This is a genomic window from Pseudomonas sp. UBA1879 (assembly GCF_002338065.1).
Classification (GTDB): domain Bacteria; phylum Pseudomonadota; class Gammaproteobacteria; order Pseudomonadales; family Pseudomonadaceae; genus Aquipseudomonas.
Genome location: NZ_DDHJ01000016.1, coordinates 133111 through 155397, shown reverse-complemented (window position 1 = coordinate 155397; position 22287 = coordinate 133111). Strand labels below are relative to the sequence as shown.

At 59.9% G+C, this 22287-nt stretch carries 20 protein-coding genes and 1 riboswitch; of the genes, 13 read left to right on the top strand and 7 right to left on the bottom strand.

All coding sequences use genetic code 11. From position 1 onward, the window contains the following. Positions 1 to 148 precede the first annotated feature (148 nt). Together ligB and B3N48_RS19145 are read left to right on the top strand one after the other, a co-directional pair. The gene (gene ligB / locus B3N48_RS19150; protein ID WP_296186447.1) at positions 149 to 1834 is read left to right on the top strand and encodes an NAD-dependent DNA ligase LigB; all 1686 of its coding nucleotides are present in this window, start codon (positions 149 to 151) and stop codon (positions 1832 to 1834) included. Between the two features lie 57 nt (positions 1835 to 1891). Further along, positions 1892 to 2308, top strand: a complete 417-nt coding sequence (locus tag B3N48_RS19145) for a DUF1090 domain-containing protein (protein ID WP_296186444.1) — start codon at positions 1892 to 1894, stop codon at positions 2306 to 2308. Between the two features lie 49 nt (positions 2309 to 2357). Here B3N48_RS19145 and B3N48_RS19140 read toward each other — a convergent pair whose 3' ends face one another. The 3 genes from B3N48_RS19140 to B3N48_RS19130 all read right to left on the bottom strand — a co-directional run bounded on the left by B3N48_RS19140 (position 2358) and on the right by B3N48_RS19130 (position 4163). Further along, positions 2358 to 2783 carry a c-type cytochrome gene (locus B3N48_RS19140; RefSeq protein ID WP_296186521.1) on the bottom strand — a complete coding sequence of 142 codons (426 nt, stop codon included), beginning with the start codon at positions 2781 to 2783 and terminating at the stop codon, positions 2358 to 2360. Positions 2784 to 2921: 138 nt separating this feature from the next. Beyond that, positions 2922 to 3308 (bottom strand): MAPEG family protein, encoded by a 387-nt coding sequence (locus tag B3N48_RS19135; RefSeq protein ID WP_296186442.1) that lies wholly within the window; start codon positions 3306 to 3308, stop codon positions 2922 to 2924. A 15-nt stretch (positions 3309 to 3323) separates the two neighbouring features. Continuing rightward, on the bottom strand, positions 3324 to 4163 hold the full coding sequence (locus tag B3N48_RS19130; RefSeq protein ID WP_296186438.1) for a DMT family transporter: 840 nt from the start codon (positions 4161 to 4163) through the stop codon (positions 3324 to 3326). Positions 4164 to 4375: 212 nt separating this feature from the next. Between B3N48_RS19130 and B3N48_RS19125 the strand changes: the two genes are divergently transcribed. The 5 genes from B3N48_RS19125 to otnI all read left to right on the top strand — a co-directional run bounded on the left by B3N48_RS19125 (position 4376) and on the right by otnI (position 9375). Then, positions 4376 to 5194: a DeoR/GlpR family DNA-binding transcription regulator gene (locus B3N48_RS19125; protein WP_296186437.1), complete on the top strand. Its 819-nt coding sequence runs from the start codon at positions 4376 to 4378 to the stop codon at positions 5192 to 5194. 295 nt (positions 5195 to 5489) lie between these two features. Then, a complete protein-coding gene (gene ltnD, locus B3N48_RS19120) occupies positions 5490 to 6395 on the top strand; it encodes an L-threonate dehydrogenase (RefSeq protein ID WP_296186435.1) in 906 nt (301 codons plus the stop codon). A 9-nt stretch (positions 6396 to 6404) separates the two neighbouring features. After that, on the top strand, positions 6405 to 7697 hold the full coding sequence (otnK, locus tag B3N48_RS19115) for a 3-oxo-tetronate kinase (RefSeq protein ID WP_296186433.1): 1293 nt from the start codon (positions 6405 to 6407) through the stop codon (positions 7695 to 7697). Continuing rightward, a complete protein-coding gene (locus B3N48_RS19110) occupies positions 7694 to 8332 on the top strand; it encodes an aldolase (protein ID WP_296186432.1) in 639 nt (212 codons plus the stop codon). Before otnK ends, B3N48_RS19110 begins: the two co-directional genes overlap by 4 nt. A 251-nt stretch (positions 8333 to 8583) precedes the next feature. After that, positions 8584 to 9375 carry a 2-oxo-tetronate isomerase gene (gene otnI / locus B3N48_RS19105; protein ID WP_296186430.1) on the top strand — a complete coding sequence of 264 codons (792 nt, stop codon included), beginning with the start codon at positions 8584 to 8586 and terminating at the stop codon, positions 9373 to 9375. Positions 9376 to 9570: 195 nt separating this feature from the next. Here the strand turns inward: otnI and B3N48_RS19100 are convergent, their stop codons facing one another. Continuing rightward, the gene (locus B3N48_RS19100) at positions 9571 to 9975 is read right to left on the bottom strand and encodes an acyl-CoA thioesterase (RefSeq protein ID WP_062385411.1); all 405 of its coding nucleotides are present in this window, start codon (positions 9973 to 9975) and stop codon (positions 9571 to 9573) included. 188 nt (positions 9976 to 10163) lie between these two features. Further along, a riboswitch (S-adenosyl-L-homocysteine riboswitch) is annotated at positions 10164 to 10272 on the top strand. Positions 10273 to 10292: 20 nt separating this feature from the next. Between B3N48_RS19100 and ahcY the strand changes: the two genes are divergently transcribed. The 5 genes from ahcY (at position 10293) to B3N48_RS19075 (ending at position 16948) form a co-directional block, all read left to right on the top strand. Beyond that, complete coding sequence (gene ahcY / locus B3N48_RS19095) at positions 10293 to 11702, top strand: adenosylhomocysteinase (protein ID WP_296186426.1); 1410 nt, start codon at positions 10293 to 10295, stop codon at positions 11700 to 11702. A gap of 186 nt (positions 11703 to 11888) precedes the next feature. Next, entirely contained in the window at positions 11889 to 12734 is an 846-nt protein-coding gene (gene metF / locus B3N48_RS19090; protein ID WP_296186424.1) for a methylenetetrahydrofolate reductase [NAD(P)H], read from the top strand. A 106-nt stretch (positions 12735 to 12840) separates the two neighbouring features. Next, entirely contained in the window at positions 12841 to 13923 is a 1083-nt protein-coding gene (locus B3N48_RS19085) for a hypothetical protein (protein WP_296186420.1), read from the top strand. A gap of 83 nt (positions 13924 to 14006) precedes the next feature. Next, positions 14007 to 14831 carry a substrate-binding periplasmic protein gene (locus B3N48_RS19080; RefSeq protein WP_296186419.1) on the top strand — a complete coding sequence of 275 codons (825 nt, stop codon included), beginning with the start codon at positions 14007 to 14009 and terminating at the stop codon, positions 14829 to 14831. A 218-nt stretch (positions 14832 to 15049) separates the two neighbouring features. Continuing rightward, entirely contained in the window at positions 15050 to 16948 is a 1899-nt protein-coding gene (locus B3N48_RS19075; protein WP_296186418.1) for a DEAD/DEAH box helicase, read from the top strand. A 266-nt stretch (positions 16949 to 17214) separates the two neighbouring features. On the opposite strand, the gene B3N48_RS19070 is transcribed toward B3N48_RS19075, so the two are convergent. The 3 genes from B3N48_RS19070 to B3N48_RS19060 all read right to left on the bottom strand — a co-directional run bounded on the left by B3N48_RS19070 (position 17215) and on the right by B3N48_RS19060 (position 20477). Further along, positions 17215 to 17811: a YceI family protein gene (locus B3N48_RS19070; protein WP_296186417.1), complete on the bottom strand. Its 597-nt coding sequence runs from the start codon at positions 17809 to 17811 to the stop codon at positions 17215 to 17217. A gap of 28 nt (positions 17812 to 17839) precedes the next feature. Continuing rightward, positions 17840 to 18391, bottom strand: coding sequence for a cytochrome b (locus tag B3N48_RS19065; protein WP_296186416.1), 552 nt, complete (start codon positions 18389 to 18391; stop codon positions 17840 to 17842). Between the two features lie 313 nt (positions 18392 to 18704). Further along, positions 18705 to 20477 (bottom strand): flavin monoamine oxidase family protein, encoded by a 1773-nt coding sequence (locus B3N48_RS19060; protein ID WP_296186414.1) that lies wholly within the window; start codon positions 20475 to 20477, stop codon positions 18705 to 18707. A gap of 221 nt (positions 20478 to 20698) precedes the next feature. Between B3N48_RS19060 and B3N48_RS19055 the strand changes: the two genes are divergently transcribed. After that, on the top strand, positions 20699 to 22105 hold the full coding sequence (locus B3N48_RS19055; RefSeq protein ID WP_296186412.1) for an adenosylmethionine--8-amino-7-oxononanoate transaminase: 1407 nt from the start codon (positions 20699 to 20701) through the stop codon (positions 22103 to 22105). The last annotated feature ends 182 nt before the right edge of the window (positions 22106 to 22287 follow it).

Here is a 22287-nt window from a genome sequence, read left to right as displayed (position 1 = left end):
CGTCCCAAATCCGCTCAAGGGACAGCTATCACGCGAAACGGCCCTCGATTGTACGGATCGCAGACAAATCCGGTAACGGCTGTGCAGGAGAACAGCGACGTTTCAAACCCTAGCCTTTTGGGTCTCACTTCCCCGCAAGGATGCTCCGATGCTGCTCTCCCCCCGCGCTGTCGTTTGTATGTTGATCGCCCTTTCCTGCAACGTGGCCAACGCCGAAAGCTGCCCCGATTGGCCGCCGTCCAAAGCCCACAGCGAGATGCAGGCGCTTCAACAACAGGTCGCGCGGTGGGACGACAGTTATCACCGCCAAGGTATCTCGTTGGTCGCCGACGAGTTGTATGACCAGTCCGTACAACGCCTTTCGCAGCTGCAGGCTTGCTTCGCGTCCTCGTCTGCGCCCGCTCAAAATCCCCTCAAGACAGCAAGAGGCGAACACCTTCATCCCGTACCCCACACCGGCATCGCCAAACTGGGAGATGAGCGAGCGGTCGAGCAATGGCTCGAAGGCAAGACCGATCTCTGGATTCAGCCGAAAGTGGATGGCGTTGCGGTCACCCTCGTTTATGAGAAGGGCAAGCTGGTGCAAGCCATCAGTCGAGGCGACGGAATCAAAGGGCAAGACTGGACGGCCCACGCGATGAAGATCTCAAGCATTCCCGCTCACCTTTCCGAAAAAGAAACGCTGGTGCTGCAAGGCGAGCTGTATTGGCGCCTTGAAGACCATGTGCAAGCCAAAGCGGGCAGCCTGAATGCGCGAAGCCGCGTGGCAGGATTGCTGGCAAGAAACGCCATCAATGAGACCGAAGGTGCGCAGATCGGGCTGTTTGTCTGGGACTGGCCGCAGGGTCCCCGCGACATGAATGAGCGGCTGAAACATCTTCATATGCTGGGCTTCGAGGACAGCGCCCGCTTCAGCGAACCCTTCGAAAACTTCGCTCAGGCGAAGCAATGGCGGGAGCGCTGGTACACCCGTCCGCTGCCGTTTGCCACCGACGGCGTGGTGATGCGTCAAGGCGAGCGTCCGTCAGCCGATCGTTGGCAGGCCAAGGCGCCGTACTGGCTCGCGGCGTGGAAATACCCCTTCGCGCAGGTGCTGGGTGATGTGCGCAAGGTGCATTTCAACGTGGGCCGTAGTGGCAAAATCACGCCGGTGCTGGACATCGAGCCGGTGCGCCTCGACGACCGAACGGTGAGCCGGATCAGCGTCGGATCCTTTAAAAGGTGGCAAAAGATGGACATTCGGCCGGGGGATCAAGTGGCGGTCAGCCTCGCGGGCCTGACCATTCCTCGACTGGATAAAGTCGTCTTGCGCAGCGTGGAACGGCCGCCGCTGAACGTTCCGCAGGCGACGGATTACCACGCGCTGAGCTGCTGGCAGCCGACTAAAGGCTGCGAGGGCCAGTTTCGCGAGCGTCTGAAATGGCTGAGCGGCAAGAAGGGTTTGGCGCTCAAGGGTGTAGGGCCCGGCACCTGGGACAAACTGATCGAGGCCGGACTGGTGACAGACTTGCTGGGTTGGATGCACCTCGACAGCGCACAAATCTCGAACATTCCCGGCCTCGGACAGAAGAGCAGCGCTAAACTGTTGAAGAGTTTTCAGGCCGCGCGCGAACAATCCTTTGAAACGTGGCTCAAAGCGATCGGTTTACCACCCGCCGCGGGTGCGCCTTTGGGTGATTCGTGGGGCGCGTTGTCGGCCCGCAGCATCGATCAATGGCAGGCCGAGCCCGGTATCGGCCCTGGTCGTGCGAAGCAGTTGCACGCCTTTTTCCAGAACCCGCAGGTACAGGCGTTGAGTCAGCGACTGCGGCAGCAAGGGATCAGCGGTTTTTAGTCATCATGCCCCGGGCAGCCGTATCGACTGGCCGGGTATTTATTTTGAGGATTCGTCATGAAGTTTTTGTCGCCCATTATCGTCTTCGCCGCATGCGGTCTGCTGGCCGCCCCAGCACTCGCCGCCGAACAAGCGCCCGCACTGACCGGCTGCGCCGCCAAGCGCCAGGACATCAACGCTCAGATCGAACAGGCCAAGGCGGCCGGCAACAGCAATCAGCAAGCGGGGCTCGAAAAGGCCTTGAGCGAAGTCAGCGCCAACTGCACAGACGCGAGCTTGCTCAAAGAACAGGAAAAGAAAGTGCTTGATGCCAAACGTGAAGTCAGCACTCGCCAGGCCGATCTGGACAAAGCCATGAAAAAAGGCGATCCCGACAAGATCAACAAGCGCAAAGACAAACTGGCCGAGTCGCGCAAGGAATTGCAGGACGAACAGCAGAAACTCGAACAGTTGCAGCCTGACGAAGACGAGTAAAAGCAGCAGCGTTTGATTCTGGCCGAAGGCCGTAGGAGCCAGCTCAGCGTCAGTGGTTGCGAAACTCTCTATGGCACGCGTCGCAGGCATCTTCGACGTTGTTCATCGGCGGGATCATATTGGCAGGGGTCAGTTGAAGGGTCTGGGTGGCGACCACCAACTCTCCCGTCCGCGCTTCGAGGGCTCGGGCCAACGCCTGAAAACGTGCCTGCCGCTCCCAAACTGCGTCCTTTGCACTCGTGTGACCGGCCTCTTTTACCGCCGGAAAATGCTTCCACGGTTCGTGGGACAACGCATCGAGCTTCGCCGCGCCCGCCACGAATGTCGGGCCATCGAACGGTAAGCGGCCACGTAGCATGCCGCCCGTGTCTTCGCTGGTCTTGAGCATCTGCTTGAAGATGGCCTTGCGCTGCGCCAGCGGCGTGCCCGGACCTTCCCCGCCGCATGCACTGAGCGTCAGGCAAACCACCAGCATCAGGCCTACGGTTTTCGGGATCGATGACTTCAGCGATTTTTCCACGGCAACGCTCTTCGATTTCATGGCGGCTCTGATGCTTAGAACATGGCGGCCAGTATCTGCGTGCGCAGGAAAAAAACCAAGGTGCCATCACACTCAGACGGAGACGCCAAACAGCGCCACCACCAGTGCCAGACCGATGAACCACACCAGCGAGCGCAAGGCAGCCAGGTCGGCCAGATAAAAGATGATGTACAGCAGCCGACTGGTCACGAACAACACCGCCAGCACATCGATGGTCACCAGCTGAGCGACCCCGGCGACGTGGGCGATGATCACGCCAGCGGCAAAGCCGGGGATCGCTTCAAAGCTGTTCTGCTGCGCGGCATGGGCACGACGCGGGAATCCTTCAAGGCTGTCGAGAAAATCCCGGGGGTCATGATTGTCGCGCATGCGGAATCCACCACCGCCGAACTTGGCAATCGAGGTACACACCAGCGGCAGCAAAATCACGATCAACACGCACCAGAAGGCAACGGTCATGGACATCATCCTTTTTCAAATTTTGAGCTTCATCAGAAGCATTCCGAGCAGCACCAGCCCACAGGCTAAGAGCCGTGGACGGCCGAAAGGTTCTTTCAGGTAACGCATGCCGAACAGCACCACCAACACCACGCTGACTTCACGCAACGCAGCCGCTTCAGCAACCGAACCCAACTGCATCGCCCACAGCACCAACGCATAACTGGCCAGTACACAGAAACCGACGATCAACCCCAGTTTCCACTGCTCAAGCCAGAACAGCATGAATGCAGGACGCTTGTTGACCACGGCCAACAACGGAAACGGCCAAGCACTGACGAACGTTAGCCACACCAGGTAATCCAGCGCTGCAACCCCACGCTTGAGCGCCTGGCCGTCGATCCATGTGTAGAAGCCGATGCACAGCCCGATCAGGCCCACCACCGGCAGCATCGACCACGGCAAACGGTCGCCGCCTCCACCCTGCCACAACAGGCAGACCATGCCGCAGGGGATCAGCAGAATGCCCAGGATCTGCTGAGTCGTCAGGTGCTCGCCGGCGAAGATCAGCTTCAGCGCCAGCACCACTAACGGCGACAGCCCGCGCATCAGCGGATAGACCAGCCCGAGATCGCCGACCCGATACGCTCTGATCAACAGCGCGCGATACAGCAGTTCAAACAACGCCGACGCCACCAGCCATGGCCAGACAGCGAGCGGCGGGGGCGACACAAATCCCAAGGCGAAGACAGATAAACCGAAGGCGACCACGTCCATGCTGGCAATCACCAGCAGACGCTCTGCGCTGAATTTGATGAGGGTGTTCCACGTGGCATGCAGCACCGCCGCAAGCAAGACCAACGTTGTCGCCAGCACGGCATCTCCTTATCTGCTCGGATATTTTTTGTCGGGGCCGCGTAAGCCTGAACGACCGCCTAAACCCAGTGGCCCCCGAGGATAAGGGATTCTCCATGACAGCAGAGGTCCTGCGCAGGCGAACCGCTGGGTATTTCTCGGTGCTGCCACAACCCGAACGATTGGCTAAGATGCCAGCCACCGTAGCGGTAAGTCGATCCTCAGGAGCCTGAATGTCCAGCGAAGAAGACACCACCGTCAGTGGTGCAGCGCCCATGATTCCCGACCAGCGCAGGGAGCTGATGCTGCGCCAGTTGCGCAAGCATCAGGTGCTGAGCGTGCACCAATTGATGGAGATGTTCGACTGCTCGCACATGACCATCCGCCGAGACATCGCCCTGCTTGAACAGAGCGGTCGTGCTTATTCGGTGACCGGGGGCGTGCGCATTGCCAGTCAGGTTCACAGTGAGCCGAGCCACCAGTCGAAAGCCGTGGTCGAGCTGCCGCATAAACAAGCGATGGCGAAACTTGCAGCAGGGTTGCTGCACCCCGAGATGGCGGTCTATCTGGACGCGGGCACCAGCACGCTGGAAATCGTGCCATATATCGTCGCGCTGTCTGGCATGACCGTCGTCACCAACGATTTCGGCGTGGTGAATGCGTTGTCCGACGCGACTCACGTGGCTGTGATTCATACCGGCGGCCAGCTGGACCACCCAAACCGCTCCTGCGTGGGCGGCCTCGCTGCTGCGACGTTGCGTCAACTCGCGACGGATGTGGCCTTCATGTCCACCAGCTCCTGGGATTTGCAACGCGGCACCACCACACCGTCGGCCCTGAAAGTCGAAGTCAAACAGGCAGCGATGCAAGCAGCGTCGCGCAGCGTGCTGCTGACCACCAGTTCGAAATACGGCACGTTTGGCATGTACAAAGTGGCGGGGCTTGAGCAGTTCGACACGATCATCAGTGATGACAGGTTGGCAGAAGCAGCCGCGGAGAGCATCCGGGCGCAGGGGGTGGAATTGATGTTAGCGTCGGTGGAGAAGCGCTGAACAACGATAGACTCTGTAGGAGTGAGCTTGCTCGCGATTGCGTAATAGCAGCCTCAGCAGGCGTCACAGATCCACCGCAATCGCGAGCAAGCTCACTCCTACACTCGACATAGCAACGCCTCGGCTATCCCCGGGGCTTTTTTGTGTCCGATCAAAAAACAACCAATGTTAATATTTGTTAAATCAAAAATAACTTCACATTATCAGCTCAAAGGTTCACTATCTTTAACAGCTCGAAACAAATACCGTCCGAGTGCCTGACGCACTAATGGCGCTCAACCCAAGGAGAGCTTTCGTGAACAACAAGAATGTCGGCGTCATTGGACTCGGTGCGATGGGGCTGGGCATCGCCCGTTCCCTGCTGCGCAGCGGGTTCAACGTTCATGCCTGTGACGTGCGCGCTGCCGTGACTGAGCAATTCGCCAGCGAAGGTGGCGTTGCCTGCGATTCTCCTGCCGCCATGGCCGCCCTCTGCGATGTGATCGTGACGGTCGTGGTCAACGCCGAGCAGACTGAAGCCGTGTTGTTTGGCGAGAACGGCGCCGTTGCCGCTCTCAAGCCGGGCAGTCTGGTGATCGGTTGTGCCACCGTTGCGCCACCATTCGCCATTGAGCTGGGCCAGCGCCTGACTGAAAAGGGTCTGCTGTACCTCGATGCACCGATTTCAGGCGGTGCGGCCAAAGCGGCTGCAGGTCAGATGACCATGATGACGTCCGGTCCTGCCGACGCCTACGCCAAGGCTGACGCGGTTCTCAACGGCATGGCGGGCAAGGTCTACCGCCTGGGCGACGTTCATGGCCTGGGCTCCAAAGTCAAAATCATCAACCAGCTGCTGGCAGGCGTGCACATCGCTGCGAGCGCCGAAGCCATGGCCTTGGGCCTGCGCGAGGGGGTTGATGCCGACGCGCTGTACGAAGTGATCACCCATAGCGCCGGTAACTCGTGGATGTTCGAGAACCGCGTGCCGCACATCCTCAAGGCCGATTACACCCCGCTGTCGGCTGTGGACATTTTCGTCAAAGATTTAGGCCTCGTGCTGGACACAGCTCGCGCCAGCAAATTCCCGCTGCCGCTGTCTTCTACCGCGCACCAGATGTTCATGCAGGCCTCGACCGCAGGTTTTGGTCGCGAAGACGACGCCGCCGTGATCAAGATCTTTCCGGGCATCACCCTGCCTGTCGCCAAAGCCGCCAACGATTGAGGAATCGCCATGAGCACTTCCACTCCCCGCCCTCTATTGGGCTGCATTGCCGATGACTTCACTGGCGCCACCGACCTGGCCAACATGCTGGTGCGCGGCGGCATGCGCACAGTGCAAAGCATCGGCATTCCGAGTGCAGACAGCCTGGCCGAGCTGGACGCCGACGCCATCGTCATCGCATTGAAATCTCGCACCACGCCAGCCGCGGAGGCCGTGGGGGAATCTCTCGAGGCACTGCGATGGCTGCGCGATCGTGGTTGCGAGCAGATCTTCTTCAAATACTGCTCGACCTTCGATTCCACTGCCAAAGGCAACATCGGCCAGGTCAGCGAAGCCTTGCTCAAGGCACTGAACAGCGACTTCACGCTCGCGTGTCCGGCGTTCCCCGAAAATGGCCGCACGATCTTTCGTGGTCATCTGTTCGTACAGGATCAACTGCTCAACGAATGCGGCATGCAGAACCACCCACTGACGCCGATGACCGACGCCAATCTGGTGCGCGTGTTGCAATCGCAAACTGAAAAGAAAGTCGGCCTTTTGCGCTACGACAGCGTCGCCAAAGGTGTGGAAGGCGTGCGTGCCCGCATCGCTGAGCTGCGCGCCGACGGCGTGACCATGGCGATTGCCGACGCGCTGTCCGATGCCGACCTGTACACCCTCGGCGAAGCCTGTGCCGACCTGCCGCTGCTGACCGGTGGTTCGGGTCTCGCGCTCGGTCTGCCAGGCAACTTCCGCAAAGCGGGCAAATTGCGCGACATCGACGCGGCTCAGCTTGAGCAGGTCGAAGGCGGCGAAGTCGTACTCGCGGGCAGCGCCTCGGGGGCCACTAACGGCCAAGTCGCGGCATGGCGGGAGGCCCAACGTCCCGCCCTGCGCATCGATCCGCTGGCGCTGGCCGACGGCAAGCCGGTGGTTGAAGACGCCTTGGCGTTCGCCCGTGATGCCGGCCAGACCGTGCTGATCTACGCCACCAGCAGCCCGGAAGAAGTCAAAGCCGTGCAGCAAAAACTGGGTGTCGAGCGCGCTGGCGCGTTGGTGGAAGAAGCGCTGGGCCAAATCGCTCGCGGCTTGCTGGAGGCGGGCGTGAAACGCTTTGTGGTGGCTGGCGGCGAAACCTCCGGTGCCGTGGTTCAAGCCTTGGGCGTGAGCCTTTTGAAAATCGGTGCGCAAATCGATCCGGGCGTTCCGGCCACCGTCAGCAGTGGCGATCAACCGCTGGCACTGGCGCTCAAATCCGGCAACTTCGGTGGCCGCGACTTCTTTGACAAAGCCCTAAAGCAGCTTGCAGGAGGTGCCAAATGAGTACCGAAAACACACTGCGTGAGGAAATCTGCAACATCGGCCGGCTGCTGTATGGGCGCGGCTACACCGTGGGCAGCGCGGGCAACATCAGCGCGCGCCTGGAAGATGGCTGGCTGATCACGCCGACCGACGCGTGCCTGGGTCGCCTCGACCCAAACGGCATCGCCAAGGTCAATCTGGCCGGTGAATGGGTGTCAGGGGACAAACCGTCCAAGACACTGATGCTGCATCGCGAGGTCTACGACCGAAACCCTGGGGTCGGCGGCGTGGTGCACACCCATTCAACGCATCTGGTGGCCCTGACCCTTGCGGGCGTCTGGCAGCCGAACGACATTCTGCCGCCGATCACGCCGTATCAAGTGATGAAAGTCGGGCACATTCCGCTGATTGCTTACGAACGTCCCGGCTCACCGAAAGTCGCCGAACAAGTGGCGAAGCTGGCGAACAGCGTCCGCGGCGTAATGCTTGAGCGGCTAGGTCCGGTGGTATGGGAAAGCTCTGTCGCCAAGGCGGCTTACGCCTTGGAAGAGCTCGAAGAGACCGCGCGCCTGTGGCTGATGAGCAACCCTAAACCTGAGCCGCTGGACGCGGCAGCTCTGGAAGAGCTACGGCAGACCTTTGGCGTGATCTGGTGATCCACAGAGCGGGTGATGAGGCTGTTGCGGTGGTCTCCCCACGACGCGGTTCAGTCGGAAAAAAGGGCCGATGTGAACACCTGGCAAGCGAAGGCAGGCGAAGATAAAAACAGGCGGAACAGAAGCGTTGTTCACTAAACTGACGGGCCTGAACGTCGGAGACGACCCCTGCACTTGAATGTGCTTAGCACTGTTCTCAAACCTTGGGGCTTGCGAATGAGCCCTTCGTCTGACTTTCCAAGGAGACCAACATGCCTCGCTTTGCTGCCAACCTCAGCATGCTGTATCCGCAACACGACTTTCTCGCCCGTTTCGGCGCTGCGGCCACGGATGGTTTCCGGGGTGTGGAATACCTGTTCCCGTATGACTTCACTGCAGCGCAAATCAAGCTGCGTCTGGAAGACTTCGGCCTGACTCAAGCGCTGTTCAACGCGCCCCCGGGTGACTGGGCCAAGGGCGAACGCGGGATTGCCTCGTTGCCGGGTCGGCAGAGTGAATTCCGCAGCGGCTTCCAAAAGGCGCTCGACTATGCGGCGGAGTTGGGCAATGACCGGATTCACGTGATGGCGGGGCTGCTGCCCAGCGAAGACGTGCGTGAGAAGCACCATGCGGTCTATCTGGAAAACCTGGCCCACGCGGCAGAAGAAGCCGGGAAAGCAGGCATCACGGTGCTGATCGAGCCGATCAACACCCGCGACATGCCGGGCTTCTTCCTCAACCGTCAGGATCAGGGCCAGGCGGTGTGCAAGGAAGTCGGCGCCGCCAACCTGAAAGTGCAGTTCGATTTCTATCACTGCCAGATCGTCGAAGGCGATGTGATCAGCAAACTGCGCCGCGATTTCGCGGGCGTCGGCCATATCCAGATCGCCGGCGTGCCTGATCGTCATGAGCCAAATCTGGGTGAAGTCAATTACCCATGGATCTTCGAAGAAATCGACCGCCTGGGTTACACCGGCTGGGTCGGCTGCGAATACCGTCCGAAAGGCGACACAAGCGAAGGGTTGCAATGGTTGCGGGACTGGAAGGCGAGTCACCCGGAGTAACGTTCTCTGCTGCTTGATCGTGCCCACGTTCGGCGTGGGCACGATCAGCCAGCGTGCGTACCCCGTTCTATTGTGGGAGCCGGCTCGCTGGCGAAGGCGTTGGATCATCCACTCGTGATGCGCGACATTCAGCATTCGCCAGCAGGCCGACTCCACAGCTTTGCGTCGTTCTGAGGTAAGGACGCAGCCTGCCGATCATTCGTTGATCACGTCATCCTTGAACTGATCTTTGACGTACGTGATCTCGGTCTTGCCATGTGGCGCCGGCAGGCCGTCCTCGCCCAAGTTCACGAACACCATTTTCTCGACCGTCAGTATGCTTTTGCGGGTGATTTTGTTGCGCACCTGGCAGGTCAGAGTGATGGACGTGCGACCGAACTCAGTCGCCGTGATGCCCAGTTCGATGATGTCACCCTGACGCGAAGCGCTGACGAAGTTGATCTCGGAAATGTACTTGGTCACCACACGCTGATTGCCCAACTGAACGATGGCGTAGATCGCAGCTTCTTCGTCGATCCAGCGCAGCAGACTGCCACCGAACAGCGTGCCGTTCGGGTTGAGGTCTTCGGGCTTTACCCATTTGCGAGTGTGGAAGTTCATGGGGGCTCCAGGGCGTTTGGGGAATCGTGGCGTTTGTGCCCCAAGCTTCAAGCTTCGAGCCGCAAGCTGCAAGTAAAAGCAGATCCGCTTTCACCTGTCGCTTGCAGCTTGCAGCTTGCCGCTCAAGCCTTATAATCACCACCGCTTCAAAAAACGGTCATCACCGCTTGATACCGTTTTCCCGCCACCTGTCCGAGGGGCGCTGCAGCAGGTCAGACCTGTCAGGCTCGGAGAGGGCGTTGTTTGGTCCGGCGTCGCGCCGATCAAGCTTTAAACGCACAACGGCGCCCATTCGCACACTACGAATGGAGACTCTTATGAGCGCTGTACTGACGCCCAACGATTTCAACGACTACAAGGTCGCCGATATTTCCCTGGCAGCCTGGGGCCGTCGCGAAACCATCATTGCTGAATCCGAAATGCCTGCCCTGATGGGCCTGCGTCGCAAATACGCCGGCGAGCAACCACTGAAAGGCGCGAAGATTCTCGGCTGCATCCACATGACCATTCAGACCGCCGTGCTGATCGAAACCCTGGTTGCCCTGGGTGCCGAAGTGCGCTGGTCGTCCTGCAACATTTTCTCGACTCAGGATCAGGCCGCCGCTGCCATCGCCGCCGCCGGCATTCCGGTTTTCGCCTGGAAAGGCGAGACCGAAGAAGAGTACGAATGGTGCATCGAACAGACCATCCTCAAAGACGGTCAGCCTTGGGACGCCAACATGATCCTCGACGACGGCGGCGACCTGACCGAGATTCTGCACAAGAAATACCCGGCGATGCTGGACAAGATCCACGGCGTCACCGAAGAAACCACCACCGGCGTTCACCGCCTGCTGGACATGCTGGCCAAGGGCGAGCTGAAGATCCCTGCGATCAACGTCAACGACTCGGTCACCAAGAGCAAGAACGACAACAAATACGGCTGCCGTCACAGCCTGAACGACGCCATCAAGCGCGGCACCGACCACCTGCTGTCCGGCAAGCAAGCGCTGGTCATCGGCTACGGTGACGTGGGCAAGGGCTCGGCTCAGTCGCTGCGTCAGGAAGGCATGATCGTCAAGGTGTCGGAAGTCGACCCGATCTGCGCCATGCAAGCCTGCATGGACGGTTTCGAACTGGTCTCGCCGTTCATCGACGGTGAAAACGACGGCACCGAAGCCAGCATCGACAAGGTCCTGCTGGGCAAGATCGACCTGATCGTGACCACCACCGGCAACGTCAACGTCTGCGACGCGAACATGCTCAAAGCGCTGAAAAAACGCGCCGTGGTTTGCAACATCGGTCACTTCGACAACGAAATCGACACCGCTTTCATGCGCAAAAACTGGGCATGGGAAGAAGTGAAGCCACAAGTGCACAAGATCCACCGCACCGGCGCTGGTCAGTTCGATGCTCAGAACGACGACTACCTGATCCTGCTGGCCGAAGGCCGTCTGGTAAACCTGGGCAACGCTACAGGTCACCCAAGCCGCATCATGGACGGTTCGTTCGCCAACCAGGTGTTGGCTCAGATCTTCCTGTATGGCCAGAAATACGCTGACCTGAGCCCTGCTCAGAAAGCCGAGCGCCTGACCGTCGAAGTGCTGCCGAAGAAGCTGGACGAAGAAGTGGCCCTGGAAATGGTCCGCGGTTTCGGCGGCGTCGTGACCAAGCTGACCAAGACCCAGGCCGACTACATCGGCGTCACGGTCGAAGGCCCGTTCAAGCCGCACGCTTACCGGTACTGATACGTCTGCTGAAGGGCGTGCCCCGTTGTTTCGGGCACGCCCTTCAGCAAGAACGACCATTACCCCTGTAGGAGTGAGCTTGTTCGCGATAGCGTCAGATCCGAGAAGGAGATCGACTGACCTGACGCTATCGCGAGCAAGCTCACTCCTACAGGGTTTTGCGTAGGCTTTTCCCAGGATACGACCATGTCCCAAGACCGTAGCTTCAGCTTCGAGTTCTTCCCCACGAAGACCGACGCTGGTCATGAAAAATTGCTCGCCACCGCCCGCACGCTGGCCGGTTACAACCCTGAATTTTTTTCCTGCACCTACGGTGCGGGCGGTTCCACGCGCGACCGCACGCTCAATACCGTGCTGCAGCTGGAAAAAGAAGTGAACATCCCCGCCGCACCTCACTTGTCATGCGTCGGCGACAGCAAAGCCGATCTGCGTGGATTGCTGGCGCAGTACAAAGATGCAGGCATCGCCCGTATCGTAGCCCTGCGCGGCGACCTGCCGTCCGGTATGGGCATGGCGAATGGCGAGTTGCGCCATGCCAATGATCTGGTGAGCTTCATCCGTGAAGAGACCGGCAGCCACTTTCATATTGAAGTCGCTGCGTACCCGGAGATGCACCCACAGGCGCGCAGCTTCGAAGACGATCTGAAAAACTTCGTGCGCAAGGCCAATGCCGGTGCCGACAGCGCGATCACGCAGTACTTCTTCAACGCCGACAGCTATTTCTACTTCGTCGAGCGTGTGCAGAAGATGGGCGTCAGCATTCCGATCGTGCCGGGCATCATGCCCATTACCAACTACAGCAAACTGGCGCGTTTTTCCGACGCCTGCGGTGCGGAGATCCCGCGCTGGATTCGCAAGCAACTGGAAGCCTACGGCGACGATTCGGCGAGCATTCAGGCCTTCGGCGAACACGTCATCACGCAGATGTGTGAACGTCTGCTGCAAGGTGGCGCCCCAGGTTTGCACTTCTACACGCTGAACCAGGCCGAACCTAGCCTGGCGATCTGGAACAACCTGCAACTCCCTCGCTAAGTCATCGGAATTCAGTCCGCGGGCTCCGGTCACATTAAGGCAATGTTTCTCCAGCAGGCTTCGTCATAACGAGGCTTGCTGAAGCCTTGATTCGGACGGACATCCAGTGACTTCATTCAGACCCCTCCTCGCGCGCCCCCAGCTCGTCTACCTGGTTTTTGGCGCAGACACCTACCATCAGGAAGCGGTATTCAGCATCGCGAGCGCCGTGGCGCAGGCGGGCGACGATCGCCCGTTCGACATTCAAGTGTTCACTGATAACCCCATGCCCTACCGAGCGTTGCCGGTGCGGGTGCGCCCGCTCGATGCAGAAATGCGCCGCGAATGGAGCGGTCCGCATCGTTACGCGTTTCGCTGCAAACACGTCGTCGCCCGCAAAGTGCTGCAAGCGTCGGAAAAAGTCGTGCTGATCGACACCGATACATTCTTTCAGGACAGCCCGATGCAGCTGTTCGATCGAGTGAAGCCCGACACTTTGCTGTGCAACGCTTTTCAATTGCGCTACGACGAATGCAAGGAGACCGTCCTTTACACGGCGCTGGCAGAGACGCTAGCGGAGCGGGACCTGGCGGACGATCAGATGCGGCTGGTGAACTCGGGCGTGATCGGGCTGAGCCACGCAAACGTCGCGACCCTCGACAGATCCATCGCGCTGATGGACGAATTTTTCCCGCTCACGCCAGGGGCCGTGACGCTGGAAGAGTTCTGTCTGGGTGTGGCGGCGTATCGCACGTTGAAAATCGATCAATGCACCGACGTGATTCATCACTACTGGAGCCGCAAGCAGCTGTTCCGCGCCAAGGTCAGGGCCTGGCTGCACAAACATGAACAAACGCCCCTCAGTGCAGAAGCGCTGGCGGATACAGGCAAGGTGTCGGTTCGCCTGCCTCGCCCGGGTGCCTGGCAGCGGCTGCTGTACAAAGGCGCTACGCTTGCCGTTCCCAAAGCCCAGCGCCAGTTCATCCGCGAACTGCTTTATGGTTGCTGCGAGCATCCCAATGAGTTCGACCGGGCCTGTTCAGCGGTCTGGTGGGAAAAAGCCTTCCACAACGCTGAAAAAAGAAATAGAGGACCGATCGCCACTGCACAACTGCACCAATGGCTCGACCAATGGGCGGCACGGAAGCTGCTGGGGCGCAGGCGAATCGCGATTTATCAGCATCTGGCTCAGGCCCGATCGGCGCGGTAAACCTTGAAGTAGAGCGCTTGCGTTCTCAGGTGCAAATGGCGCGACCTCTTCTATTTGCCGGGCAGGCATCGTAATCTCGCCCCATGCCTCTGACCCCACGCCTCTCGTTCGCCGCTCTCCTCGCCTGCCTGAGTTTCAGCGCAATGGGCGAGAAGATCCGCATCGTCACCGAGCCGTGGGCTCCGTACGTGATGGTCGAAAACGGCAAAGCATCCGGGCTTGACTACGACACCACCGCGATTGTCTTCGAGCGGCTGGGGATCGAAGTGCAGTGGCAGTTCCTGCCGTGGAAGCGTTGTCTGATGATGCTTCAACAGGGTGAAGCCGACGGCGCGTTGGACATTTCCAAGGCCACCGAACGCGACGATTTGCTCCTGTACCCCAGCGAACCCATGTCCGACGTCAACTGGGTATTGTTTCAAGCGGACGCCCGCCCCCATCCGTTTCATACCCTTGAAGACCTCAGGGGCCTGACGGTGGGCGTGTCGCCGGGCTATCTGTACACCCCCGAATTCGATCATTCGACGGCCTTCATTCGAGAGCCGGCACCGAGCCACGAAGCGAATTTCGGCAAGTTGAGCCGGGGCCGGATCGATTTGCTGGTCACTGACCGCAGACTAGGGCAGCAACTGCTCGACCACCTCAAACTGCACGACCAGATCAGTCAGCTGCCGACCGTGATGAGCACCCGAGAACAGTATCTTGCGCTGCGTCGCAATGCTGGCATGGATTTGCTTGTGCAACGCTTCGGTGCCGAATTGAAACGTTTCAAAGGCGAACCGGCCTATGCGCAACTGCTGGTGCACTACACCGGTGAAACGTTACACACGTCAAAAAATGCCCACACAGCTCAAGCATCCATCAGCGCAGAGAAAACCGTTGAGCAGCATGAACACAGCGCGTTGTGATTGCTCTGTTATACTCCGGCCTTCCCGCCAGGCTTATCGCCCGGATGCTCGGTCTCACAGAAGACTTCTCGATCACGACAGCAGCGCATTCTCTTTCTCGCGCTCATGCCACGAGTTGAACTTACAGACCCCGGGATCGCGCCATTTGAATGCCAATTCGCGCCGCGCAGCTCATTCCTATTCGGGCCACAGTGCCCCAACTTAAGACAGGATTACTCATGTCCTTTGCTTCCCTCGGTCTCTCCGAGGCTTTAGTCAGCGCCATCGAGGCTGCTGGCTATACCCAGCCTACTCCGGTGCAACAGCGGGCCATTCCCGCCGTGTTGCAAGGCCGCGATCTGATGGTCGCCGCTCAGACAGGTACTGGTAAAACCGGCGGTTTCGCCCTCCCGATTCTGGAGCGCCTCTTCCCCGCCGGCCACCCGGACAAATCCCAGCGTCACGGCCCGCGCCAACCGCGCGTACTGGTCCTGACCCCCACCCGCGAACTCGCCGCTCAAGTTCACGACAGCTTCAAGATCTACGCCAAAAACCTCAAGTTCGTCAGCGCCTGCATTTTTGGCGGCGTCGGCATGAACCCGCAGGTTCAGGCAATGGCCCGTGGCGTTGACGTCCTTGTCGCCTGCCCGGGTCGCCTGCTGGATCTGGCCGGTCAAGGCAGTGTCGATCTGTCACACGTCGAAATCCTCGTGCTCGACGAAGCCGACCGCATGCTCGACATGGGCTTCGTTCACGACGTGAAGAAAGTCCTCGCCCGCCTGCCGGCCAAGCGTCAGAACCTGCTGTTCTCGGCCACCTTCTCGGCCGATATCACCGCCTTGGCCGGGAAGCTGCTGCATAACCCGGAACGCATCGAAGTCACGCCGCCGAACACTACGGTCGAGCGCATCGAACAACGCGTGTTCCGCCTGCCTGCCAACCACAAGCGTTCGCTGCTGGCGCACCTGATCACTCAAGGCGCATGGGAGCAGGTGCTGGTGTTCACCCGCACCAAGCACGGCGCCAACCGTCTGGCCGAATATCTGGACAAGCACGGCCTGAGCGCTGTGGCGATCCACGGCAACAAGAGCCAGAACGCCCGCACCAAAGCGCTGGCGGACTTCAAGGCCGGCACCGTGCGCATCATGGTGGCCACTGATATCGCAGCACGGGGTCTGGACATCGACCAGCTGCCGCATGTGGTCAACTTCGAGCTGCCGAACGTCGACGAAGACTACGTACACCGCATCGGCCGTACCGGTCGCGCGGGCCGCACCGGTGAGGCGATCTCCCTGGTGGCGCCGGACGAAGAAAAGCTGCTGAAAAGCATCGAACGCATGACCAAGCAGAAGATTGCCGATGGCGATCTGATGGGCTTCGACATCAGTGCCGTCGAAGCCGAGAAGCCGGAAGTCCGCGAGCGCCCGGACGTGCGCAACCCGCGCAACGCTCGTGGCCCCCGTGGCGACGGCCCGAACGGCGGCGGTGGTGGTGGCGGTCGCAAAGACAAAGGCAAAGACAAAGGCAAGGAAAAACCGGCTGCCGCAGCGTCGGGCGAACGTCCTGCTCGTCCAGCGCGTCAGCAGAAGCCGCGCCAAGGCACGCCGTCCAATGAGGCTCGCGCCTCACAGCCACCTGCGCCTCGCGCCGATCGTGCACCGGATGAGTTTCTGGATGATGAGGTCGACAACTTTGGCAACCGCGCTGACTACGTGAGCCCTTATCAGGGCAAGAACCAGCAAGGTCGCAACCGCCGTCCTGGCGCGCCAGCTACCGGTGCCGCTCCGGCGCCACGCGGTCAGGCACCTGGCCGCAGCGGTCCCCGTGGTGGTTCGGGCAGCGGCGCCAGCACCGGCGCAGGCGCTCCGGCCAAACGCAACGGCCCACGCAACGGGTCTGGCCGCGACGGCCAGGCGCGTCGTGAAGATCAACCGCGTAACCGCCGCCCGGCTCGCGATGATCAGCCTGCTCGTCAGGAACCGGTGGTTCGCGGTCCTCGCGACGGCCAGCCGGGCCCGAAGATCATGCACAAAGAGTCCAAGAGCGACCGTTTCCCGTCCGCCGAGCTGCTCGATCAACTGCCGAGCCGCCCTCGGGGTGAGAAACCTGCCCTGCTGACGCGCAACCGAGAAGGTTAAGCACAGGCATATAAGAAAGCCCCGACGGATTCGGGGCTTTTTTGTGGGTGCGGGAATACTGGAGTTCCACGTCAGACACAGGCCCCCCCTTCTGACGTTGGGTGATCGTGTATGAAAGCTGGCTTGATGACGAATGCGGTAAGTCAGGCAACTCAATGTCACTGATTTGCCAGATTCGCCAGCAAGCCGGCTGCCACAGATTCGGTGCTAATACTTCAACGAAAACGCCGACCCTGAGGTCGGCGTTTTCGGTACAGCAGCCTGACTTACTTGGCTTTGACGCCTTCGAACGAGATGTCGAAGGTGACGGTGTCCGATTGTGGACCCAGGTCCATCATCTTGCCGAAATCAGAACGCTTGATGGTGGTGGTACCACTGAAGCCTGCACGGTAGCCGCCCCATGGGTCCTTGCCTTCGCCGTTGAAGACCGCCTTGATGACGACAGGCTTGGTGACGCCGTGCAGGGTCAGGTCGCCGGTCACGTCAGCGGTAGTTTTTCCATCGGCGTTCTTGCCGACGTTGTCGACCTTGGTGGATACGAACTTGGCGTCTGGATAGGTCGCGACGTCCAGGAAGTCTTTGCTGCTGATGTGCTTGTCGCGCTCGGCATGGTTGGTGAAGACGCTGGCAGTTTTGATGTCAATGCTGATTTTGCTGTCTTCAGGCTTGGCAGCGTCGAAGCTGAACGTACCGCTCCAGTCCTTGAACGTACCGTGAATGAAGCTGTAACCCAGGTGGCTGATCTTGAAATCGACGAAGGCGTGCTGGCCTTCTTTGTCGATGGTGTAGTCAGCAGCCATGACCTGGCCTGCGGACAACAGAGCGGTACCCAGCGCCAGTGCAGCAAAGGTCTTTTTCAACATACGTCGTCTTCCTTTTAGTGAGTCGAATTCAGGCCTTGCGGCCAAGCATGCGAATGAATGTGGCATCACGATCAACGAAGTGATGCTTCAGGGCGGCCAAGCCGTGGAGTACCGCAAAAATCACCAGCGTCCAGGCCAGATACAGGTGCACTTGGCCCGCCACGTCCGCCTGATCGGGCAGTCCGCTGATGAGCGCAGGCACTTCGAACAATCCAAAGACCGGTATCCCGACGCCATCGGCGGTGGAAATCAGGTAACCGGCGATCATCACCAGAAACAGGTCCAGATACAGGAACGCGTGTCCGAGTTTCGCCGCGGTACGGACGAACCGGCTATGGGTCGGCGGCGACGGCGGTGGCGGACTGATAAGGCGCCAAACCACACGGATCAGCATGACGAGAAACAGCGTGATGCCAATGCTCTTATGCAAATCAGGCCCGGCCTTGCGCCAAGTGTCGTAATAACCCAAGCCGACCATCCATAAACCCAGTGCGAACATCCCGAACACAGTCAGCGCGACACCCCAATGCAAAACGATGCTGACCCAGCCATATCGAGAAGAAGAGTTGCGTAACTGCATGGTCCTTTTCCTGTAGAAGCAGCGTGTTAAAGCTGAGTGGAAGACTATCGATTTATCTATCGAATGAAAGCGCAAAATCTTGCTTTGAAATATCAGGAAATGCGATTGAAACATTCCGTCGTATTTTTCTTCATGGCCGATTAACGCAACGTTACGCGCAGCTCCAATGCAGGAGATCTATGAAGGTCGGCATCGTAGCTGTAGGCGTGTAGATTGCTCTATCCAGACAACACTCTAGCCGCTGCAGTTATTCGCGAGATGAAAAAAAGGCGCGGTATCGAACCGCGCCTTTCTCATTGCCGTTTCTCAACGATCAGTTCTTGCTGTCCGTTGCCGGTGCTGCCGCCTTATCGGCAGCGGGTTTGGCTGGCGCTTTTTTCGCGGCGTCAGCTTTGGCCGGGGCCTTGTGAGTCGTGGCCGGTTTAGCGGGCGTCTTTTTAGCAGGCTCTTCCTTGGCGGGCTCTTTCTTCGCCGGGGCTTTTTTCACAGGCTCGGCAGGTTTGGCCGGCTCGGCAACTGGCGCAGGCGGCGGCGTAACCGGCGCAGGGGCGGGTGCGGGCGCCGGAGCAGGCTCAGGTGCTTTTTCAGCCGGTTTCGGTTCAGGTTTGGAACCACCGAACAAGTTAGAGAAGAAGCCGCCAACGCCGCCGCTGCTTTCTTTCGCAGGCTCAGGCGCTTTCGGTGGGGCAACTTTCACAGGCTCGAACGACTTGCCCGCTGCGAGATCCTGCACTTGGCTGGCCGCGCGCTGGCCGGTGCGCAACGCGCCCTCCAGCGTGCCCGGGTACAGGCTGTCGGTGTGCTCGCCAGCGAACGCGACGCGCTGCAGCGGCTTTTCCCACAGACGCCAGTATTTGCTGATCTGGCCAGGGCCGAAAGCCAGGTACGCGCCGCCGGTGGAAGGATCGACGCTGGAACGGCGGATTTCGTAGCCGGTAAACGCGCCACGCGCTTGTGGATAGAAAGCGTGCAGACGAATCAGCACCTGATCCACCATCTGCTTGTCGCCGAAGGCCTGCATGATGCGCGCGTTGTCGCCGGAGAGGTTGATCACGGCATTGGCACCACCCTTCAACGCAGGCTCGATCCACAGCATGCCCAGACCGGTGTTGCTGTAGATTTCGCCGGACATGCGCGCCTTGCTGTCCCAGACCGGGGTCTTAAACTTGAGCATGATCTGGTCGTGCCAGCCATAGTTGGTGCTTTTGATCGCGCCCTGATGCTGAGCGTCCAGCGCCGGGGTCAGCTGGATCTTGCTCAGGGCGCGCAATGGCACGGCGAGGACCACGTACTCCGCCTCGTAACCCACCGAACCGACTTTGACAGTCACACCGTCTTTGTCCTGATTAATGGCCGAGACCGGGGAGTTGGTCTTGATCACTTTCAGCTGTTTCACGAACGCTTCGGCCAACACCGCGCTGCCACCTGGCAAGCGCGCAGCACGGCGGTCACGGTCATCGATGTCACGACTCACGCGGGCTTGCTGAGCGAGGTACAGCAATGACAAGCGCGAAGGCTCGTCATAGCGCGTACGAATCTGCTGATTGATCAGTTGGCGCGCAGTGGGCGGCAGGGCCAGGCGGTCGAGCCAATTGGCGACGTTGATCTGGTCCAGGGCGAACAGGGTGCTGTTGGCGGCCGGGTTTTGTGGGTCGGTGATCGAACGCGCCATATCATCCAGGGCAGCTTCGTAGCGTTTGATCGCTTCGGCCGTCGCTGGCTGTTTGGTCGCCAGATCGGCAGCGGAGAAATACTCGCCTTCGATCAGATACCCCGGCGTGCGCACGAATTCCGGCGCGGGCACAGGATTGAGTTTGAAACGCTCCAGGTATTGATTGAGCACCGGCTGCGCCTTGGCGTTGCCGATCCACTCGCTGCCAGCCAGACCGGCACGGCCGCCGACCGCAGGTTTGGCTTCCAGCAAGGTGACCTGCCAGCCTTTGTTTTGCAGCTCATAGGCGGCCGTCAAGCCTGCCAGCCCGCCACCGACGACGATCGCCGTATGGGGTTTGTCCACAGCGAGCGCCGAAGCGCTGACCAGCCCAACCAACACCAGCGCACAGGCGCGCAGCCAACCAGAAAGCATTCAGCAAACTCCGGAATAAACGAAGGAATTGTCGGTACTTTGTGTCCGACTATTCGAAGAGCGCGAAGAATACGCCAGCCGTTGAATGCCCGCCAGCAATGTCCGTCGGGCATGTTTCTCGGCGCATCGGTGCGCTAAAGGTTGTCCCGCTGCCGTGCATTGCATAGGCTTGCGCGATTGTTTTGCCTCGCCGTGTGCGAGCTGCCAGCTGGAGATAACCAATGGGCCTCAATAACGACTGGATGCAGCGAGATCTGAAGGTGCTGTGGCACCCCTGCACCCAGATGAAAGACCACGAAAACCTGCCACTGATCCCGATCAAGCGCGGCGAAGGGGTTTGGCTGGAGGACTTCGAAGGCAAGCGCTACCTCGACGCCGTGAGTTCCTGGTGGGTCAACGTGTTCGGCCACGCAAACCCGCGCATCAATCAGCGCATCAAGGATCAGGTCGATCAGCTTGAACACGTGATTCTGGCCGGATTCAGTCATCAGCCGGTGATTGAGCTGTCGGAGCGTCTGGTGGCCATGACGCCCGAAGGGCTGACGCGCTGTTTCTACGCCGATAATGGCTCGTCCTGCATCGAAGTCGCATTGAAAATGAGCTTTCACTACTGGCTCAATCGCGGCAAACCGGACAAGAAACGCTACGTCACCCTGACCAACAGCTACCACGGCGAGACGGTGGCGGCGATGTCAGTGGGTGACGTGCCGCTGTTCACCGAAACCTACAAAGCGCTGCTGCTGGACACCATCAAAGTGCCGAGCCCGGATTGCTATTACCGGCCTGAGGGCGTGAGCTGGGAAGAACACACCCGCACGATGTTTGCGGTGATGGAGCAGACCCTCGCCGACCATCATGAAACGGTGGCTGCCGTGATCATCGAGCCGCTGATTCAGGGGGCGGGCGGCATGCGCATGTACGACCCGATTTATCTCAAGCTGCTGCGCGAGGCCTGCGATCGCTATGGCGTGCACCTGATTCATGACGAGATCGCCGTCGGCTTCGGGCGTACCGGAACGATGTTTGCGTGTGAACAGGCCGGGATTCGCCCGGACTTCCTGTGCCTGTCCAAAGCCCTCACCGGCGGCTATTTGCCGTTGGCGGCGTGCCTCACCACCGAAGACGTCTACAGCGCGTTCTACGACGATTACCCGACCCTGCGCGCCTTCCTGCACTCGCACAGTTACACCGGCAACCCGCTGGCGTGCGCGGCGGCATTGGCGACCCTGGACATCTTCGAGCAGGACGACGTCATCGAAAACAACAAGGCGCTGGCCCAGCGCATGAAAACTGCCACGGCGCATCTGGTGGACCACCCGAACGTCGCGGAAGTGCGCCAGACCGGCATGGCCCTCGCCATCGAGATGGTGCAGGACAAGGCGACTAAAACGGCTTATCCGTGGCAGGAACGTCGCGGCCTGAAAGTCTTCGAACACGCCCTCACCCGAGGCGCGCTGCTGCGACCGCTGGGCAGCGTGGTGTACTTCCTGCCGCCGTACGTGATCACGCCAGAGCAGATCGATTTTCTCGCCGAAGTGGCCAGTGAAGGCATCGATATCGCGACCCGCAGCAGTATCAGCGTGGCGGTGCCGGAGAATTTCCATCCGGACTTTCGGGATCCGGGCTGACGGTGCTTGACCCCATGGTCGCCTGGGCCTCCGGGGCACGGCGATCTCAAACTGTGGGCGGCCCTTGCTGCGGGCGGCGTTCCGATGAAAGCGGTGTTTCAGCTATATCGATGTTGACTGACACTCTGCCTTCGCCAGCAAGCCGGTTCCCACAGCAAAAAGCGCAGTATCTGAAAAATTAA

Bases quoted from the DNA above. Each gene is read 5' to 3' on its own strand.
- B3N48_RS19135 (WP_296186442.1), bottom strand. From the start codon at position 3,308: ATGACCGTTGCCTTCTGGTGCGTGTTGATCGTGATTTTGCTGCCGCTG.
- otnI (WP_296186430.1), top strand. From the start codon at position 8,584: ATGCCTCGCTTTGCTGCCAACCTCAGCATGCTGTATCCGCAACACGAC.
- B3N48_RS19070 (WP_296186417.1), bottom strand. From the start codon at position 17,811: ATGTTGAAAAAGACCTTTGCTGCACTGGCGCTGGGTACCGCTCTGTTG.
- B3N48_RS19075 (WP_296186418.1), top strand. From the start codon at position 15,050: ATGTCCTTTGCTTCCCTCGGTCTCTCCGAGGCTTTAGTCAGCGCCATC.
- B3N48_RS19055 (WP_296186412.1), top strand. From the start codon at position 20,699: ATGGGCCTCAATAACGACTGGATGCAGCGAGATCTGAAGGTGCTGTGG.
- ahcY (WP_296186426.1), top strand. From the start codon at position 10,293: ATGAGCGCTGTACTGACGCCCAACGATTTCAACGACTACAAGGTCGCC.
- B3N48_RS19080 (WP_296186419.1), top strand. From the start codon at position 14,007: ATGCCTCTGACCCCACGCCTCTCGTTCGCCGCTCTCCTCGCCTGCCTG.
- metF (WP_296186424.1), top strand. From the start codon at position 11,889: ATGTCCCAAGACCGTAGCTTCAGCTTCGAGTTCTTCCCCACGAAGACC.
- B3N48_RS19145 (WP_296186444.1), top strand. From the start codon at position 1,892: ATGAAGTTTTTGTCGCCCATTATCGTCTTCGCCGCATGCGGTCTGCTG.
- B3N48_RS19125 (WP_296186437.1), top strand. From the start codon at position 4,376: ATGTCCAGCGAAGAAGACACCACCGTCAGTGGTGCAGCGCCCATGATT.
- B3N48_RS19140 (WP_296186521.1), bottom strand. From the start codon at position 2,783: ATGCTGGTGGTTTGCCTGACGCTCAGTGCATGCGGCGGGGAAGGTCCG.
- otnK (WP_296186433.1), top strand. From the start codon at position 6,405: ATGAGCACTTCCACTCCCCGCCCTCTATTGGGCTGCATTGCCGATGAC.
- B3N48_RS19060 (WP_296186414.1), bottom strand. From the start codon at position 20,477: ATGCTTTCTGGTTGGCTGCGCGCCTGTGCGCTGGTGTTGGTTGGGCTG.
- B3N48_RS19100 (WP_062385411.1), bottom strand. From the start codon at position 9,975: ATGAACTTCCACACTCGCAAATGGGTAAAGCCCGAAGACCTCAACCCG.
- B3N48_RS19065 (WP_296186416.1), bottom strand. From the start codon at position 18,391: ATGCAGTTACGCAACTCTTCTTCTCGATATGGCTGGGTCAGCATCGTT.
- ligB (WP_296186447.1), top strand. From the start codon at position 149: ATGCTGCTCTCCCCCCGCGCTGTCGTTTGTATGTTGATCGCCCTTTCC.
- B3N48_RS19110 (WP_296186432.1), top strand. From the start codon at position 7,694: ATGAGTACCGAAAACACACTGCGTGAGGAAATCTGCAACATCGGCCGG.